This is a genomic window from Sphingomonas sp. PAMC 26621, from assembly GCF_000251145.1.
GTDB lineage: Bacteria > Pseudomonadota > Alphaproteobacteria > Sphingomonadales > Sphingomonadaceae > Sphingomonas.
This window is the reverse complement of sequence record NZ_AIDW01000006.1, coordinates 54534-72124: the sequence shown is the minus strand read 5'-3', so window position 1 is coordinate 72124 and position 17591 is coordinate 54534. Positions and strand designations below refer to the sequence as shown.

Genomic DNA, 17591 nt, shown 5'->3' with positions numbered 1-17591 from the left:
TGTGGACCCCAGCACAAGGCCGGGGTGACGGGTTGGGTTTAGGGCATAGCTGTCAGGCCGAGCCCGACGGCGACGTCCTGCCAGTGCGGGTTGTCGCGCTCGATCAGGTTCTTCTTGAAGTCGCGCGGCCATTTTTTAAGACGTTTCTCGAAGGCAATCGCGGCGTCCATGGTGTCCGCGACATCGTACCAGACAAGATGCTTGATCGCGTAGCGCTTGGTGAAGCCATCGAACGCACCATTCCGATGCTGCAACACACGGCCGACCAGGTTCGACGTAACGCCGACATACAGCGTACCGTTGAACCCGCTCGCCAGCATGTAAACGCACGGTATCCGTTCGCGCACTCGGCCCTCCGTCGTCACCCCGGGCTCGTCCCGGGGTCCACCGCTGGGCACACTCCCCCGGCGCAGAATGTGCGGCACGGTGGACCCCGGCACAAGGCCGGGGTGACGAACGTCGAAGGGCATGCAGCATGACCGACGAAACCGGCGCAATCCGCCGCTGCATCCTGCTCGGCGAGCGCGCCCCGCGCGAGACGCTGGTTCGCCTCGCGCTGTCCCCGGACGGCGCGGTCCACCCCGACGTACGTGCCAAGGCCCCCGGTCGTGGCGCGTGGATCGGCGTGACCCGCGCGGACCTCGACACCGCGATCGCCAAGGGCAAGCTCAAGGCCGCGCTCGCCCGTGCGTTCAAGACCGGGCCGATCGCGATCCCGGACGACCTGTCCGAGAAGATCGCGACCGCGCTCGAACGCGCCGTGCTCGACCGCCTCGGCCTCGAGGCGCGCACCGGCAACCTGTTGACCGGCGCGGAAAAGATCGAGACCGCGGCGCGCAGCGGCAAACTTCACATGCTGCTCCACGCCTGCGATGCGGGCGCGGACGGCAACCGTAAACTCGATCAGGCCTGGCGCATCGGCAACGATGAAGAAGGAAGTGATTTGAGGGGGTTGGTTCTGCCGGTCCCGCGCACCATATTGGCCGTGGCACTAGGCCGCCAGAATGTGGTACATATAGGCCTGACTGATCCCGATGCCGCCGGACGCGTACGCGATTCGCTACACCGCTGGCTGCATTTCATCGGCCCTGACCCAACTCCCGCGCCTTGCGAAACGGCCTCGCAGGGGGCATCGGCGTCTCACCACGACGCCGGTCCGCTGGCCGATCTGGCCCGAGTGCCGACAGACGACGTACACGAGGAATTTGAGTGAGCGATACCGAGAACGAAAAGCCGAAGCTGGGCATGCGCGCGCCTTTGGGCTTGAAGCGTACGGTCGAGACCGGCCAGGTCAAGCAGAGCTTCAGCCATGGACGGTCGAACACCGTCGTGGTCGAGGTGAAGCGCGCCGCGTGCTCGGCCCGGGCGGCACCCCGGTCGATGCGCCCGTCGTCGAGGAAGCGGCGGCTCCGGCTGCGGCCCCCGCACCGGCACCAACCCCGGCTGCGCGTGCGCCGGAACCCCGCCGCGCGCCCCCGCCCGCGCCAGTGTCGCCCGCCAACTCGCTGCTGTCCCGTCAGGAACTCCAGACCAAGCTGCTCCGCGAGGCAGATGAGGCGCGCATGCAGGCGCAGGAAGAGAACCGTCGCCGCGACGAACGCCTCCGCGCCGAGGCGCTCGAGGAAGACCGTCGTCGCGCCGAGGAACGGGCCAAGGCGCCTGTTCCGGCGGCTGAGCCGACGCCCGCTCCCGAGCCGACACCCGAACCCGCCGTAGAGCAGGCGGCTCCTGCCCCGGCTCCGGTCGAAGCTGCAGCGCCCGAAGCGCCGGCTCCGGTCGCGGCACCCGCCGCCCCGGCAGCGCCGGTCGCCGCAACGCCTGCGCCGGCACCGGCTCCCGTAGCCGCTGCGCCTGCGCCGGTTGCGAAGCCCGCGCCGGTCGCCGCCAAGCCGACGCCCGCCCCTGCACCAGCGCCGGCCCCCGTGCTGCGCCCGCTGTCGCTCGAGCGCGATCCGTCGATGCCCGCGCCCCGCCTGTTCACGCCGGTTCCGCGGCCCGAGCGGCCCAAGCCGCCCGCGCCAGCGCCGGCACCCGAGCCGACGCCTGCTGCAACCACGGCTTCGGCAACGCCGACGCCCGCTGGTACGGTCAAGCGTCCGGGGTCGCCCTCGGCTGCCCCGACCGAAGCGCCATCGCGTCCCGGTGCCGGTCCGCGTGACCGCAAGGGTGACGAACGTCGCGGCGGCAAGCTGACCGTCAATCGTGCGCTCAACGATGGCGATGGCGCGCGTGCGCGCTCGCTCGCCGCGCTGAAGCGGGCCCGCGAGAAGGAAAATCGCCGGATGGGCGGCCCGCGCGAAGCGCAGGCCAAGCAGATCCGCGACGTCGTTGTGCCGGAGGCGATCACCGTCCAGGAACTCGCCAACCGCATGGCGGAAAAGGGCGCGGACCTGGTCAAGACGCTGTTCAAGATGGGCATGCCCGTCACGATGACGCAGACGATCGACCAGGATACCGCCGAGCTGCTGGTGACCGAATTCGGCCACAACATTCAGCGCGTCAGCGATTCGGACATCGATCTGACCAACGACACGCATGAGGATCATGACGAGAACGCGGTCACGCGTCCGCCGGTCGTGACGATCATGGGCCATGTCGATCACGGCAAGACCTCGCTGCTCGACGCGCTGCGCGGGACCGATGTGGTCAAGGGCGAGGCCGGTGGCATCACCCAGCATATCGGTGCCTATCAGGTCACGCTGAAGGACAAGTCGAAGATCACCTTCCTCGACACGCCCGGCCACGAAGCGTTCACCGAGATGCGCCAGCGCGGCGCCAACGTGACCGACATCGTCGTGCTCGTGGTCGCAGCGGACGACAGCATCAAGCCGCAGACCGTCGAAGCGATCAACCATACGCGCGCCGCTGGCGTGCCGATGATCGTCGCGATCAACAAGATCGACAAGCACGACGCCAATCCGCAGAAGGTGCGCGAGCAGCTGCTGCAATATGAGGTCGTGGTCGAGGAACTGTCGGGTGACGTCCAGGACGTCGAGGTCTCTGCGCTCAAGAAGACCGGTCTCGACGAGCTGATCGAGAAGATCCAGCTCCAGGCCGAACTGCTCGAGCTCAAGGCCAACCCGGACCGGACCGCCGAGGGCACCGTGATCGAGGCAAAGCTCGACAAGGGCCGCGGCCCGGTCGCGACGATCCTCGTCAACCGTGGCACGCTCAAGGTCGGCGACATCTTCGTCGTCGGCGCCGAGAGCGGCAAGGTCCGCGCGATGACCAACGACAAGGGTCAGCAGATCAAGGTCGCTGGCCCGTCGATGCCGGTCGAGGTGCTCGGTCTCTCGGGTGTCCCGCGTGCGGGCGATCCGTTGTCGGTGGTCGAGAGCGAAGCGCGTGCGCGTGAAGTTGCCGAATACCGCAAGGGCGTCATCACCGACAAGCGTACCGGGGGTGGCCCGGCCAGCCTCGAGTCGATGTTCTCGGCGCTCAAGGAAAAGCAGGCGATCGAATATCCGCTGGTGGTCAAGGCCGACACGCAAGGGTCGGTCGAGGCGATCGTTGGCGCGATCAACAAGATCTCGACCGATCTCATCAAGGCGCGCGTCCTGCATTCGGGCGTCGGTGGCATCACCGAGAGCGACGTCACGTTGGCCGGGGCATCGGGCGCACCGATCATCGGCTTCAACGTCCGTCCGAACGCCAAGGCACGCGAGATCGCGGAACGGCAGAAGGTCGCGTTCAAATATTATGACGTGATCTACGACCTGACCGACGAGATCCGCGCCGGCATGGCGGGCGAGCTTGGACCCGAGGCATTCGAAACGGTCGTTGGCCGCGCCGAAATCCGCGACGTCTTCTCGGCCGGCAAGCACGGCAAGGCGGCTGGTCTGCTCGTTACCGAGGGCAATATCCGCAAGGCGCTCAAGGCGCGTATCACCCGGGCGGATGTCATCATCTACCAGGGCGAGATCGCCTCGCTGCGGCGCTTCAAGGACGACGTCGCCGAAGTGCGGGCTGGTCTGGAGTGCGGCGTGACCTTCACGTCGAACTTCGTCGACATCAAGCCGGGCGACTTCCTCGAAACGTTCGAAGTCGAACTGCGCGAACGCACGCTGTAATCGTCTCCCTCTCCCCGACCGCGGGGAGAGGGCAGACGAGCGAAGCGATGTCGGGAGAGGGGCAGTGCCGCGGACGTTGGTCTGCTGGGCTGCCCCTCTCCCCGACCCTCTTCCCGGAGGGGAGAGGAAGTGAGAAGAATATGCGCCCCAACGATACCCCAGAGTCCCGCAACGTCCGCCTGCTTCGCGTCGGCGAGCAGATGCGCCACACGCTGAGCGAGATCCTCGCCCGCGGCGACGTGCATGACGAGACGCTGGCCAAGCATCCGGTGACGATCACCGAAGTCCGCATGTCGCCCGACCTGCGCCACGCGACCGTGTTCATGAAACCCCTGCTCGGCAAGGACGAGGAAGCAGTGCTGAAGGCGCTGCGCACCAACACTGCCTATCTCCAGCGAGAAGTGGCATCGCGGGTGCGGATGAAATACGCCGCCAAGCTCAAGTTCCTCGCCGACGACAGCTTCGACGAGGGCAGCCATATCGACTCGTTGCTACGGGACCCCAAGGTTGCGCGGGATCTCGAACCAGAGGCATGAGCGCCTGACATGCCGTTCCGCTGATACGACCGGCCGGCGAAGTCTTTCGATCATTCCACACTGACACCGCGTCCAAGACCAGCTATGCTTCCCGCACAGCTGGTTTCCGGTATTAGCGAAGTGGAGATGCACTGCCGTGGTCCTCGCGATCTTCTGGTTGAGCTTTGCGCTTGCGGCCATTCTGCCGAAGCACTGGAGCGTCTATCTCTTTTTCGCGATGCTTCCTTTCGGAGCCTTCAGCGTCATTCCGACCGAGATTACGGGAGGAACCACGATCCTCCCGGTGATCGTCTGTTCGGCACTGATGGTGGCCAAGGTGTTTAGCGATGATCGCCATCGCATCACACTGATCGACGGATTGCTCGGCATCAGGCGGCTTGGCCTGCTGACCGGCTTCGTTCTGGTGGCACTGATCGTAACGGCGACCGCGCCGCAACTGTTTTCCGGAACGCCGGTCATGGGCCTCAATACCCTGACGATCACACCGCTTGCCCATGGTGCAGGCAATCTGACGCAAAGCGTCTACCTGTCGAGTTCATTCTTGATTACTGCCAGCCTGTATTGCCTGCTCCTGAATCCGGAGGATCGTCCGGTCGTGGCGCGTGCGGTGCTGGTGGGCGGTACGGTCGTGGTCGCTTCAGGTCTTGCCGACATGGCCGCGGCCGGCACGGCGGTGCTCGAACCAGTGCGCACGGCAACCTACGCCCTTCTTACCAACGACAGCGTCGGTGCGATGCGGCGGGTTGTCGGCTTCGACACGGAAGCATCGTCTTTTGGCGCGCTGGCCCTGTCGTTCGCGGCGATCCTCTATTTCATCCGCCCGGCCAACATCCTCGGTCCGTTTGCGCGGTCGTTTCAGCAGGTCCTGGCGGCGGCGTGTTTCGCGATGACGATCCTTTCGACGTCCTCGGCGGCCTATGCCGGCCTGGCGACATTCATTCTCTGCGCGGTGGTTGATGTCGTGCGCCGCGCGATCGTCCAACGCGCGCCCGAAGACGGTCGCGCGCTCGTCTGGGATGTCCTCGCGCTCGGCGCGGTATCGATCGGTATCGTCACGGTCCTGCTGCTGGATCCCGCAATCCGGTCGGCAATCTACGGGACGATCGATACCATCCTGCTGAAAAAGGGCGAGTCGAGTTCGTACCTGGAACGCAGTACGTGGAACAGCGTCAGCCTCGACGGGTTGCTGGAAACGAACGGCTTTGGCGTCGGTGTCGGATCGACACGAACCTCGAACTGGCTCCTGGCGGTTTTGACCGGGACCGGCCTTCTCGGTGCCGGTCTGTTGCTCGCCTTCGTATCGCTGGCATTGTTTGCACCGGTTCCACGGGGTGATCCGGGCCTGCGCGCGATGTGCCTCGGCAGCCGCATCGCACTGATCGTCGTCGCGGTTCCGGCGCTCGGTGCCGGCACGGTGGTGGATTTCGGACCGTTTAATGCCCTGATCTTCGGAAGTCTCGTCGCGCTACGCGTCGCGATCGCGCCGGCACCGTGGATGCGGGCAAGCCGCCCGCACGGCATTCGCCTGCTGCGCGATGCCGGGGCGCTGCAGGCCTGATCCTGCGGCGCATGCCGGACGGCGCGACAATGGACGGACGAACGCAATCTCGCCATTAGCGGGAAATGGCCAAGCTCTATTTCTACTACGCCAGCATGAACGCGGGCAAATCGACCAACCTGCTCCAAGCCGATTTCAACTATCGCGAGCGCGGGATGCGGACCGTGTTGCTCACCGCGGCGATCGACGATCGCTTCGCCGCCGGCACGATCACCTCGCGGATCGGGCTTGCCGCGGATGCGATCGCGTTCGATCGCGATACCGATCTGATCGCGGTCGTCGCGCGTGAAGGCGAGACGCCGCCCGCCTGCGTGCTGGTCGACGAAGCGCAGTTCCTGACCGCCAGGCAGGTCGATCAGCTCGCCGAACTTGCCGACGACCACGGTATCCCGGTGCTCGCCTACGGCCTGCGCACCGATTTCCTCGGCGCGCTGTTCGAGGGATCGGCGCGGTTGCTGGCGATCGCGGACTCGCTCATCGAGATCAAATCGGTCTGCGCGTGCGGGCGCAAGGCGACGATGAACCTGCGCGTCGATGCCGACGGCCGCGCGATCGCGGCGGGCGCGCAGACCGAGATCGGCGGCAATGACCTGTACATCGCCCTGTGTCGTCGCCATTTCCGGGAAGCGCTTGCCGCCTCCTGACCGAACGGACCTGAATGAACGACCCCAACCTGCCCTACACCATCGCGGTGTGGCTCATCCCCCTCGTCATCGCGATCGTCTTCCACGAAGTCGCCCACGGCTATGTCGCGCGGATCTTCGGCGATCCGACCGCGGACCGGCTCGGACGGCTGACGCTCAACCCGCTCCGCCATGTCGATCCGATCGGCACGGTCGTGCTCCCGATGATCCTGGCGATCGCGCATGCGCCGATCTTCGGCTGGGCCAAGCCCGTGCCGGTCGACGCGACGCGGCTGCGCAACCCGCGCCGCGACATGATGCTGGTGGCGCTGGCGGGGCCGGCGACCAATTTCGTGCTGGCGACGATCGCGGCGCTGGCGCTTGGCGCGTTCGTCGGGCTGCATGGCGGGATCCCCGCGCAGGGCGCACCGCATACGGTGGCGGGGTTCGTGTTCGACAGCCTCTACAGCTTCGTGCTGGTCAACGTGTTCCTGGGCGTCTTCAACCTGATCCCGCTGCCGCCGTTCGATGGCGGGCATGTCGTGCAGGGGCTGCTCCCGCGCGCGGCAGCCATCCACTATTCCAAGCTCGCGCGCTTCGGGTTTCCGCTGCTGCTGTTCCTGCTGTTCGTGCTGCCGATGATCAGCCCCAAGGCCGACATCGTCCGCCGCGTGATCGGCCCGATCGCGAGCGCGGTCGCGGACTTCTTCCTCGGCTTTGCGCAGTTGGGTGGGTTGTGAGCGGAATCAACGGCTGGCTGATCCTTGACAAGCCGCTCGGGCTGGGGTCGACCGACGGGGTCACCGCGGTCAAGCGCGCGCTCCGCGCCGCGGGCTATGATGCGAGCAAGCGCGGGATCAAGGTCGGGCATGGCGGCACGCTCGATCCGCTGGCGACCGGCGTACTGCCGATCGCGCTCGGCGAGGCGACCAAGCTTGCGGGGCGGATGCTCGACAGCGACAAGATCTACGACTTCACGATCGGCTTCGGGAGCCAGACCGACACGCTCGACCTCGAGGGCAAAGTCATCGCGACGTCCGACGTGCGGCCGACGCTCGCCGGGGTCGAGGCGGTGCTGGCACACTTCACCGGGCCGATCGAGCAAGTTCCGCCAATCTATTCCGCGCTCAAGGTGGATGGCGAACGCGCCTATGATCGCGCGCGCGCCGGCGAGGACGTCGTGCTGGCAAGCCGCCGGGTGACGATCCACACACTCACGATCCGTCCCCCCGGGCTTGTCCCGGGGTCCACCGTGCCGCAAGCCGCCGGGTCGGTCGAGGCGTGGACCTCGGCACAGGGCCGAGGTGACGAGCCGTCGTTGGACGACGTCACCCTCACCGCGCACGTCTCAAAGGGCACTTACATCCGCTCCCTCGCGCGCGACATCGCGATCGCGCTCGGCACGGTCGGGCATGTCACGATGCTCCGCCGCACCAGGGCCGGGCCGTTCGACCTGTCCCACGCGATATCGCTGGACAAACTGGCCGAATTCGGCCAAGCGCGCACCCTTGAACACAATCTCCTGCCGTTGAGGGCGGGGCTGGACGACATCCCGGCTCTATCCCTCACCCCCGATCAGGCAGGGCTGCTCCGACAGGGGCGGGTGTTGGTCGGGATCGCCGCAGACGATGGCCCCTACTTCGCGACATTGGACGACAGTCCGGTTGCTCTGGTGGAGGTTCAGGACCGCGAGGTCCGCGTCGTTCGCGGTTTCAACCTGTGACGATGTCGAAGGAAGACTGAAATGACGATCACTGCAGAGCGCAAGGACGCGCTCGTCAAGGAACATGGCCGCGTCGAAGGCGACACCGGCAGCCCCGAAGTCCAGGTCGCGATCCTCACCGAGCGCATTCGCAACCTGACCGAGCACTTCAAGGGCCACAAGAAGGACAACCATTCGCGTCGCGGTCTGCTGATGATGGTCAACAAGCGGCGTTCGCTGCTCGACTATCTCCGTCACAAGGACGGTCAGCGGTATCTCGACCTGATCGCGAAGCTCGGTCTTCGCAAGTAACACCGGGGGGCGGCCGAAAGGTCGCCCCTTTTGGCATTCCGGCCCGACATCGGGCATAACGAGTTCGGGCGCAGCGGCCCTTCAGCGGACGCTGCGCACCTGGACCCCGGCCTAAAGCCGGGGAAGTGCAGAGGGAATGGCAATTCGGCCCTTCCGTCGGGAGCGATCAAGCGCTCCAGACCGCGCGGACCGGTTAGTCCGCACAGTGGCCCCGTCGGCATCCGGCCGGCGGTGTTGAAGGAAAAAGCATGTTCAATACCAAGACCGTGACCACCCAATGGGGTGGCAAGACGCTGACGCTGGAAACCGGCCGCGTCGCGCGCCAGGCTGACGGCGCCGTGATGGCAACGCTCGGCGAGACCGTGGTGCTGTGCGCCGTGACCGCCGCCAAGTCGGTGAAGGAAGGCCAGGACTTCTTCCCGCTGACCGTTCACTATCAGGAAAAATATTCGGCTGCCGGCCGTATCCCCGGTGGCTTCTTCAAGCGTGAGCGCGGCGCGACCGAGAAGGAAACGCTGACCAGCCGCCTGATCGACCGCCCGATCCGCCCGTTGTTCCCGGAAGGGTTCTACAACGAGATCAACGTGATCTGCCAGGTCCTGTCGTATGACGGCGAGAACGAGCCGGACATGCTGGCGATGGTCGCTGCCTCGGCTGCGCTGACCATCTCGGGCGTTCCCTTCATGGGCCCGATCGGCGCAGCGCGCGTCGGCTACATCGATGGCGAGTATATCCTCAACCCGACCGTCGAGCAGATCAAGGCAGGCGAACTCGATCTCGTCGTCGCCGCGACCGGCGACGCCGTGATGATGGTCGAATCCGAAGCCAAGGAGCTTTCGGAAGAGATCATGCTCGGCGCGGTCCAGTTCGCGCACAAGGCGTGCCGCGAAGTCTGCAACCTCGTCATCGATCTGGCCGAGCAGGCTGCCAAGGATCCGTGGGAAATGCCGGTTCAGAGCGATCTGACCGCCGCCAAGGACAAGCTGCGCAAGCTCGTCGGTGCCGACATTGCCGCCGCCTACAAGGTGACCGACAAGTCGAAGCGTTCGACGATGCTGTACGAAGTCCGCGCCAAGGCACGCGAGGCGTTCGCCGATGCAGCACCGCAGGACCAGATGGCAGCGGGCAAGCTCGTCAAGAAGCTCGAGGGCGAGATCGTCCGCGGCGCGATCCTCAAGGATGGCACGCGCATCGACGGCCGCACCACCACGCAGATCCGTCCGATCGAGGCGATGGTGCACTTCCTGCCCCGCGCGCACGGTTCGGCGCTGTTCACCCGCGGTGAGACGCAGGCGATCTGCACGACCACGCTCGGCACCAAGGACGCAGAGCAGATGATCGACGGGCTGACCGGCCTGTCCTACGAAAACTTCATGCTGCACTATAACTTCCCGCCCTATTCGGTCGGTGAAGTCGGCCGCTTCGGCGCGCCGGGCCGTCGTGAAATCGGCCATGGCAAGCTCGCCTGGCGCGCGCTGCATCCGGTGCTGCCGTCGAAGGACGAGTTCCCGTACACGATCCGCGTCCTGTCGGACATCACCGAGAGCAACGGCTCCTCGTCGATGGCGACGGTCTGCGGCGGTTCGCTGTCGATGATGGACGCGGGCGTTCCGCTCAAGCGTCCGGTGTCGGGCATCGCGATGGGCCTGATCCTCGAGGGCAAGGACTTTGCGGTCCTCTCGGACATCCTTGGCGACGAGGATCACCTCGGCGACATGGACTTCAAGGTCGCGGGGACCGAGGCCGGCATCACCACGATGCAGATGGACATCAAGATCGCCGGCATCACCGACGAGATCATGCGTGTCGCGCTCGCGCAGGCCAAGGAAGGCCGTGCGCATATCCTGGGTGAGATGAACAAGGCGCTCGATTCGACGCGTACCGAACTGTCGGCGCACGCACCGCGGATCGAGACGCTGCAGATCGACAAGGCGAAGATCCGGGAAGTCATCGGCACCGGCGGCAAGGTGATCCGCGAGATCGTCGCGCAGACCGGCGCGAAGGTCGACATCGACGACGAGGGCCTGATCAAGATCAGCTCGTCCGACACCGCGCAGATCGAAGCCGCGATCAAGTGGATCAAGGGCATCGTCGAGGAAGCCGAAGTCGGCAAGGTCTATGACGGCAAGGTCGTCAACCTCGTCGATTTCGGGGCGTTCGTGAACTTCATGGGTGGCAAGGACGGTCTCGTCCATGTGTCCGAAATCAAGAACGAGCGCGTCGAGAAGGTCTCGGACGTCCTGAGCGAAGGCCAGGAGGTCAAGGTCAAGGTCCTCGAGATCGACCCGCGCGGCAAGGTTCGCCTGTCGATGCGCGTCGTCGACCAGGAGACCGGTGCCGAGATCGAGGACACCCGTCCGGCACGCGAAGAGCGTCCGCGCGGTGAAGGCCGGAGTGAAGGTCGGGGCGAAGGCCGTGGCCCGCGTCGCGATGGCGACGGTGGTCGTCCGCCGCGCAGCGAAGGCGGCGGCGGTCGTGGTGACGGCGCTGGCGGTCGCGGCGAAGGCCGTGGCCCGCGTCGTGACGGCGACGGTGGTCGCGGCCCGCGCCGTGATGGCGGTTCGGGCGGCGGTGCCGGTGGCGCAGAGCGCGCTCCGCGTAACGACAAGCCGAGCGACGACGACGGCCCCGCGCCCGAGTTCGCACCGGCTTTCCTGACCGGCGATCGCGACTAAGACCTTAAACGCGAAAGCGTTGGGTAGGATCAGGGCCCGGAGCAATCCGGGCCCTTTTTCTTGGGGCGCCCTTTCCCCGCACCTGGCACCATTTTTTACCGCGCGATCCGTCGCATGGCCCTGTAAGAGCGTATCATGATCTCACCCGATGCTCGCGACCCGGCCCTGCTTGCGCCGGATCTCCGGTTCCTCGCCGGTGGCGGCGCGGCGACGCAGCTCATCCTCGCGCGCGACTGGTCCGATCATCCGCTGGGCGAGCCCGCGGACTGGTGCGACACACTCAAATCGCAGATCAGCACGATCCTCAATTCGCCGGAATCGATGATCCTCGCCTGGGGGGCGGAGACGCTCAGCTTCTTCTTCAACGAGACCTATATTCCGTTGCTCGGGCCGCGGGTGGCGTGGGCGATGGGGTCGCCGTTCCGCGAGGTGTGGGCGGATGGCTGGGATCAGGCCAAGCCGATCATCGACGATGCGTTCGCCGGGCGCAGCCAGCGGTTCAGCGACCTGCCGTGGAAGCTCGACACCGACCGGGGTTTGGCGGAGACGTGGTTCTCCTTCTCCTATTCGCGGATCCTCGACTCCACGGGGAAGATCGCCGGCCTGTTCATCCTGACCAACGAGACGACCGATCGCGTGCTCAGCGACGCAGCGCTGCTGCGCGCGCAGGCCGATCTGCTCGATCTCAACGCGACGCTCGAGCAGCAGGTCGCCGCGCGCACGACCGATCGCAACCGGTTGTGGCAATTGTCGTCCGACATCATGCTCGTTGCGGATTTCGACGGCACGATCAATGCGGTCAACCCCGCCTGGACGCACGTGCTCGGCTGGAGCGAGGCGGAATTGCTCGGACAGCCGCTGTTCGGCTTCATCCATCCCGACGATCTGGAAAATACGATCAGTGCCGCGCAAGGCATTGGCGACGGCCACGTGTTCGCCCGCTTCGGCAATCGCTACCGCCACAAGGACGGCAGCTACCGCGACATCGTGTGGAACGCGGGGCCGGGCGACGGCAAGATCATCGCGGTCGGCCGCGATTCGACCGAGGACAAGGCCAAGGCGCGCGCCCTCGAAGCCGCCGAGGGGCAGTTGCGCCAGGCGCAGAAGATGGAAGCGGTCGGGCAGCTCACCGGCGGGATTGCGCATGACTTCAACAATTTGCTGACCGGCGTGATGGGCAATCTGGAATTGCTCGAAAGGCGCATCGCGCGCGGTCAGGTCGATGACTTGGAGCGGTTCATTCTGGCCGCGCAACAGGCCGGGCGCCGCGCGGCGGCGCTCACGCAACGCTTGCTCGCCTTTTCGCGCCGCCAGACGCTCGATCCGCGCGCGACCGACGTCAACCGGCTGATCCACGGGATGGAGGATCTGCTGCGGCGCACGGTCGGCCCGGCAACGACGATCCACGTCGCCGGCGCGCCAGAGCTCTGGACCGCGATGATCGACCCGACGCAGTTCGAAAACGCGCTGCTCAACCTGTGCATCAACGCGCGCGACGCGATGCCCGACGGCGGGGCGCTGACGATCACGACCGAAAACGCGTGGCTCGACGAAGCGACCGCGCGCGATCGCGATCTCGTGGCGGGGCCCTATCTCGCGGTGTGCGTCACCGACACCGGCACCGGTATGTCCGCCGAGACGATCGACCATGCGTTCGAGCCGTTCTTCACCACCAAGCCGATTGGCCAGGGCACCGGGCTTGGCCTGTCGATGATCTACGGCTTCGCACGGCAATCGGGCGGGCAGGTGCGGATCACCTCGACGCTCGGCCAGGGGTCGACGATCTGCGTCTATCTGCCGCAGCATGCGGGCGCGGCGGTGCCGCAGGAGGAGACGGCGAGCGACGCCCCCCTGCCCGTCGCGCGCGGCGGCACGATCCTGCTGATCGACGACGAAGCCAGCATCCGCCACCTGATCGACGAAGTGCTCGATGATCTCGGCTATACCGTGATCGGCGCGGCGGACGGCGCTGCGGGGATCAAGGTGCTTCAGTCGGGCGCGCGGATCGACCTGCTGATCACCGACGTGGGGCTGCCCAACGGGATGAACGGGCGGCAGGTCGCGGATCTTGCGCGGCTGTTGCGGCCCGAGCTCCGGATCCTGTTCGTGACCGGCTACGCCGAGACCGCTGCGTTCGGCAACGGTCCGCTCGACGACGGGATGGAACTGCTGACCAAGCCCTTCACGATGCATCAACTGACCGCGAAGGTCGCGGACATGCTGCCGGGCGCGCCGGCAGCCTCCGTACGCCCGGGATAAGGCGGTCATCCCGGGCGAGCGGCGAGGCCTAGGCCTTCATGCGCGGCATGCCCAGGAAGTCCCGCTTGCCCAGCTTCACCCCTTCCGCGCGCAGGATCGCGTAGGCGATGCTCGCGTGGAAATAGAAGTTGGGCTGCGAGAAGGAGAGCAGGAAGTTCGCGCCTGTGAACGGCATCCGGGTTTCGCCGAACGCGAAGTGCGTATCGCTGTCGACCAGCGTGTCGAACGCCGCCCGGTCGATGGCGGTGAGGCTGGCGACCGCGGTCTGAAGGATGGCGTGCAGCCCTGCAAAGTCGGTCGGCCAGGCCGACCGATCGGGCGAGAACGTCCCCGCGCGGACCCCCTCGATCCCGCCGATCGAGTGCGCGGCGCAAGACTTCACCTGATAGCCGAACGGCAGCATGTCGGGCGCGAGACGCGCGTCGATCAGGTCCGCCTCCGCGCGTCCGTGCTCGGAACAGAATGCCGCCGCCTTGTCGACCAGGGCATCGACCGAGCGCAGGATCTGGAGGTTGGACGGTACCACGGCGTCGTACAAAGAGAAGGTCATCGTCTCGATCCTTTGGAAGCTGCGGCCTTATGCAGCCTCCCTGCGCTACGGTCCATCGGCCGTTGCGCAGCGGAGCGGCGCGCCTCGCCAACCTTGCCGACGAACGCGGCGGCCGGGTTTGACGGACCGCGGCGTTGCGGGCCGTCGAACTTGCCCTTCCGCGCGTGATAGCTCGGGCGCGACGTGCCGTGCCGCCAGCACGCATCCGTCAGCACCGCGCCAGCAGCGCTACCGCTCGCGGCTCCTGTTGCGATCCGCGTCACGCGCCATTCGCCGCCACGGCCAGCATCCTTCGATTTCGGTTTCGAGAGAGAAGCTCAGAAAGGTGCGGATCGCGATGATGGCACCCAGTAGCCCGACGCTCGCGAAGGTCAGAGGCGCGGTGATCGTCGAAATGATGTCGGCTCCGACGAGGAGCTCGAGACCCAGGAGAATGCCACGCCCCAACCCAGCGCGATACCGCTGATACGCGTCGCTCCAGTTCGTCCTGCTGCCGTCGACGACGAATCTTGCCGACGCAAGCACGACACCGCCCAAAATTATCGCCGCCCCCACCAGCTCCAGAAGCTTGGCGAGAGCATCAACGACAGCGTGCGCCTGCTCGATCATGCTGCTGGTTACGCGGAAAAGACGGCATATTGCTATAGCTCGGTTAAATTCGCTCCCCGCACACGCCTGCAACGATCCAGTCCCCGCGATTCCCGACTTCATCCACCGCGATTGGGATCGTTGGGCGCAGCACGACACGCATCCGGTCGACCCGGTAATCTTCGCGCAGGGAACCGACCAGGATCCCGTGGTGCGAACAAAGGCCGGCCACCGCACACTGGGTAACGTTCGAAGCAGCCAAGACCGAGGCATCGTGAACTGGCTTCCGCGGGTGGCGACCGCTCAGAATGTCCTTCGTGATTAGAGAACCGACCTGTACGTACTGGCCGATCAATAAAGGGGAGCCATGTCGATGATGCGCCTGATGCCAGCGGCACTTCTCCTCTCGATCGTTGCATCTTCGGCGGCCACCGCCCAATCGAGCGCCGACGATCCGTATCTTTGGCTCGAGGACGTGGGATCCCCCCGCGCGATGGACTGGGTGAACGCGCACAATGCGCGCAGTGTCGCGGTCCTGGAATCCGACCGGCGCTATTCGACGCTGTACGCCCAGGCGTTAGAGATCGCGTCCGCCAAGGATCGCATTCCTGCCCCGACTTTCGCGCACGGCGAAATCTATAATTTTTGGCAGGATGCCGATCACCTGCGCGGAATCTGGCGCAAGACGAGCCTTGCTGACTACAAATCCGCGACGCCGCACTGGACGACGGTGCTCGACGTGGACGCACTCGGCAAAACCGAGGGCAGGAGTTGGGTGTTCGAGGGCGCGGACTGCCTCGCGCCCGACCAGAAGCGTTGCCTCATCTCGCTTTCCGAAGGTGGCGAGGACGCGGCCGAGGTTCGGGAATTCGATTTAGATACTGGCCGTTTTGTCGCCAACGGCTTCCACGTGCCGCGCGCCAAAACGAACGTCGCCTGGGAGGATGTCGATCACCTCCTGATCTCGACTGAATGGACGCCCGGCGACCTCACCGCCTCGGGCTATCCCTATATCCTCAAACGGCTGACGCGCGGCCAACCGCTCGCGACCGCGACCGAAATCTATCGCGGGACGAAGACCGACGTCTCGGTGAGCGCCGCGGTACAGCACGACGGGCATGGCAACACGTTTGCCTACCTGCAACGCGGGATCGACTTCTTCCACTCGGAGACACTGGTCCTGACGCCGAACGGGCCGGTGAAGCTCGCCATCCCGCAAAAGGCCAACATCGCCGAACTGGTCGATGGCCGACTCATCCTGAGCCTTGATGAAGCATGGCCGGCCGCCGGCCCGAGCTTCGTTGCGGGAGCCCTCGCGCAGCTCGATCTTGCGGCGACGAAGGCCGATCCGGCGCACCCCAAGCCGCGCCTCATCTGGTCTCCCGGGCCGCGCGAATCGCTCGCTGGCGTGTCTTCGACCCGTGACATGCTGCTCGTCTCGACGCTCGACAATGTCCGCGGTCGCGCGTGGGTCTATGCGCCCCAGGCGGGCGGCGGCTGGAACGTCCGCAAGCTCGATCTTCCCGACAATCTTACGGTCGGCTTCGGCGCGACCGACATGAAGTCAAACCTTGCGTTTGTCAGCGCGAGCGGCTTCCTCACGCCCTCCAAGCTCTATCTGACCGACGTGGGCGCGAGCGGGAACGCCCTCTCGGTCGCAAAGTCGCTGGCGGCGAAGTTCGACGCGTCGGGCGACGTGGTCGAACAGCGCGAGGCGATCTCGACCGATGGAACGCGGATCCCGTACTTCGTGGTGCACCGCAAGGACATCACGCTCGACGGCAACACCCCGACGCTGATGACGGCGTACGGTGGCTTTCAAGCGAGCGAGACTCCGTATTATTCGGGCGCGCAAGGCAAATTATGGCTCGAGCGCGGGGGGGCCTTCGTGCTCGCGAACATCCGTGGCGGCGGCGAATTCGGGCCGCGCTGGCACGAGGCTGGCCTCGGCGTAAAGCGCCAGATCATCTATGATGATTTCGCGGCGGTCGCGCGTGACCTGATCGCCCGCAAGATCACCAGCCCGCGACGGCTGGGGATCCAGGGCGGCTCGAACGGCGGTCTGTTGATGGGTGCCGAGTTCGTACAGCATCCCGAATTGTGGAATGCTGTCGTCATCCAGGTGCCGCTGCTCGACATGATCCGGATCTCGAAGATTGCGGCCGGTGCCTCGTGGCAGGGCGAATACGGCGACGTGAACGCCGATCCGGCGGTGATGGCCTTCTGGCGCAAGACGTCGCCTTACCAGAACCTCAAGACGGGCGTGGCCTACCCCGAACCGTTCATCTTCACGACCACGAAGGACGATCGTGTGGGCCCGCAACACGCCCGCAAATTCGCTGCGCGGATGGAAGAGATGAAACTGCCGTTTCTCTATTACGAAAATACCGAAGGCGGCCATGGCGCGGGTGCCGATCTCAAACAGGCCGCCCGCACGACGGCGCTGACGATGACCTACCTGCAGCGCAAGCTGATGGATTGACGCGGACTCAGGGGGTGACCGCTTCGCGAACCGATTGCGTTGGCACCTTTGACCCGCAATCGGCCATTCGGACCAGGCGTCGCGTTCCCTGGCTTCGAACATCTGTTCATATCGAGAATACGGCCAGCCTGAAATCACAGCGCCCGGCCGCATACCCTCGGGATGTCCGGGACCGATCGTGTCCTGAAACAGGGTTTCGGCCATATCGACATTCCCGGCCGGCGATATGATCCGCC

At 65.8% G+C, this 17591-nt stretch carries 14 protein-coding genes and 1 pseudogene; 12 read left to right on the top strand and 3 right to left on the bottom strand.

Features of this window, described 5'->3' with window-relative positions; translation table 11 throughout:
* Nucleotides 1-38: 38 nt before the first annotated feature.
* Nucleotides 39-320, bottom strand: a complete 282-nt coding sequence (locus RI03_RS02940) for a GIY-YIG nuclease family protein (RefSeq protein ID WP_010215087.1) — start codon at nt 318-320, stop codon at nt 39-41.
* Nucleotides 321-475: 155 nt separating this feature from the next.
* On the opposite strand from RI03_RS02940, the gene RI03_RS02935 reads away from it, so the two are divergent.
* The 11 genes and pseudogenes from RI03_RS02935 (at nt 476) to RI03_RS02890 (ending at nt 13735) form a co-directional block, all read left to right on the top strand.
* Nucleotides 476-1213, top strand: a complete 738-nt coding sequence (locus RI03_RS02935; RefSeq protein ID WP_010215084.1) for a DUF448 domain-containing protein — start codon at nt 476-478, stop codon at nt 1211-1213.
* A 32-nt stretch (nt 1214-1245) separates the two neighbouring features.
* Nucleotides 1246-1358: pseudogene (locus RI03_RS25315) on the top strand (translation initiation factor IF-2 associated domain-containing protein); the annotation flags it as partial.
* Nucleotides 1353-4070, top strand: a complete 2718-nt coding sequence (gene infB, locus RI03_RS02930) for a translation initiation factor IF-2 (protein WP_010215083.1) — start codon at nt 1353-1355, stop codon at nt 4068-4070. The pseudogene RI03_RS25315 and the gene infB, both read left to right, overlap by 6 nt.
* Before the next feature lie 140 nt (nt 4071-4210).
* Nucleotides 4211-4606 (top strand): 30S ribosome-binding factor RbfA, encoded by a 396-nt coding sequence (rbfA, locus tag RI03_RS02925; RefSeq protein WP_010215081.1) that lies wholly within the window; start codon nt 4211-4213, stop codon nt 4604-4606.
* Between the two features lie 136 nt (nt 4607-4742).
* Nucleotides 4743-6164, top strand: a complete 1422-nt coding sequence (locus RI03_RS02920; RefSeq protein ID WP_010215079.1) for a hypothetical protein — start codon at nt 4743-4745, stop codon at nt 6162-6164.
* A gap of 65 nt (nt 6165-6229) precedes the next feature.
* The gene (locus RI03_RS02915) at nt 6230-6808 is read left to right on the top strand and encodes a thymidine kinase (RefSeq protein ID WP_010215077.1); all 579 of its coding nucleotides are present in this window, start codon (nt 6230-6232) and stop codon (nt 6806-6808) included.
* A gap of 14 nt (nt 6809-6822) precedes the next feature.
* Nucleotides 6823-7527, top strand: coding sequence for a site-2 protease family protein (locus RI03_RS02910; protein WP_010215075.1), 705 nt, complete (start codon nt 6823-6825; stop codon nt 7525-7527).
* Nucleotides 7524-8510 carry a tRNA pseudouridine(55) synthase TruB gene (gene truB, locus RI03_RS02905; RefSeq protein ID WP_010215074.1) on the top strand — a complete coding sequence of 329 codons (987 nt, stop codon included), beginning with the start codon at nt 7524-7526 and terminating at the stop codon, nt 8508-8510. The genes RI03_RS02910 and truB overlap by 4 nt, the downstream gene beginning before the upstream one ends.
* 21 nt (nt 8511-8531) lie before the next feature.
* Nucleotides 8532-8801 carry a 30S ribosomal protein S15 gene (gene rpsO / locus RI03_RS02900; protein ID WP_010160983.1) on the top strand — a complete coding sequence of 90 codons (270 nt, stop codon included), beginning with the start codon at nt 8532-8534 and terminating at the stop codon, nt 8799-8801.
* Nucleotides 8802-9049: 248 nt separating this feature from the next.
* Nucleotides 9050-11476, top strand: a complete 2427-nt coding sequence (gene pnp / locus RI03_RS02895; RefSeq protein ID WP_010215071.1) for a polyribonucleotide nucleotidyltransferase — start codon at nt 9050-9052, stop codon at nt 11474-11476.
* A 135-nt stretch (nt 11477-11611) separates the two neighbouring features.
* On the top strand, nt 11612-13735 hold the full coding sequence (locus RI03_RS02890) for a hybrid sensor histidine kinase/response regulator (protein ID WP_010215069.1): 2124 nt from the start codon (nt 11612-11614) through the stop codon (nt 13733-13735).
* Nucleotides 13736-13763: 28 nt separating this feature from the next.
* Here the strand turns inward: RI03_RS02890 and RI03_RS02885 are convergent, their stop codons facing one another.
* Together RI03_RS02885 and RI03_RS02880 are read right to left on the bottom strand one after the other, a co-directional pair.
* Nucleotides 13764-14285 carry a DUF1993 domain-containing protein gene (locus RI03_RS02885; protein ID WP_010215067.1) on the bottom strand — a complete coding sequence of 174 codons (522 nt, stop codon included), beginning with the start codon at nt 14283-14285 and terminating at the stop codon, nt 13764-13766.
* A gap of 228 nt (nt 14286-14513) precedes the next feature.
* The gene (locus RI03_RS02880) at nt 14514-14894 is read right to left on the bottom strand and encodes a DUF1622 domain-containing protein (protein WP_010215064.1); all 381 of its coding nucleotides are present in this window, start codon (nt 14892-14894) and stop codon (nt 14514-14516) included.
* Nucleotides 14895-15240: 346 nt separating this feature from the next.
* Between RI03_RS02880 and RI03_RS02870 the strand changes: the two genes are divergently transcribed.
* Nucleotides 15241-17355, top strand: coding sequence for a prolyl oligopeptidase family serine peptidase (locus RI03_RS02870; RefSeq protein WP_010215060.1), 2115 nt, complete (start codon nt 15241-15243; stop codon nt 17353-17355).
* Nucleotides 17356-17591: the final 236 nt, after the last annotated feature.

Coding starts and splice junctions, on each gene's coding strand:
- RI03_RS02940 (WP_010215087.1), bottom strand. CDS start 320: ATGCTGGCGAGCGGGTTCAACGGTACGCTGTATGTCGGCGTTACGTCG.
- RI03_RS02935 (WP_010215084.1), top strand. CDS start 476: ATGACCGACGAAACCGGCGCAATCCGCCGCTGCATCCTGCTCGGCGAG.
- rbfA (WP_010215081.1), top strand. CDS start 4,211: ATGCGCCCCAACGATACCCCAGAGTCCCGCAACGTCCGCCTGCTTCGC.
- RI03_RS02915 (WP_010215077.1), top strand. CDS start 6,230: ATGGCCAAGCTCTATTTCTACTACGCCAGCATGAACGCGGGCAAATCG.
- RI03_RS02910 (WP_010215075.1), top strand. CDS start 6,823: ATGAACGACCCCAACCTGCCCTACACCATCGCGGTGTGGCTCATCCCC.
- rpsO (WP_010160983.1), top strand. CDS start 8,532: ATGACGATCACTGCAGAGCGCAAGGACGCGCTCGTCAAGGAACATGGC.
- pnp (WP_010215071.1), top strand. CDS start 9,050: ATGTTCAATACCAAGACCGTGACCACCCAATGGGGTGGCAAGACGCTG.
- RI03_RS02890 (WP_010215069.1), top strand. CDS start 11,612: ATGATCTCACCCGATGCTCGCGACCCGGCCCTGCTTGCGCCGGATCTC.
- RI03_RS02885 (WP_010215067.1), bottom strand. CDS start 14,285: ATGACCTTCTCTTTGTACGACGCCGTGGTACCGTCCAACCTCCAGATC.
- RI03_RS02880 (WP_010215064.1), bottom strand. CDS start 14,894: ATGATCGAGCAGGCGCACGCTGTCGTTGATGCTCTCGCCAAGCTTCTG.
- RI03_RS02870 (WP_010215060.1), top strand. CDS start 15,241: ATGTCGATGATGCGCCTGATGCCAGCGGCACTTCTCCTCTCGATCGTT.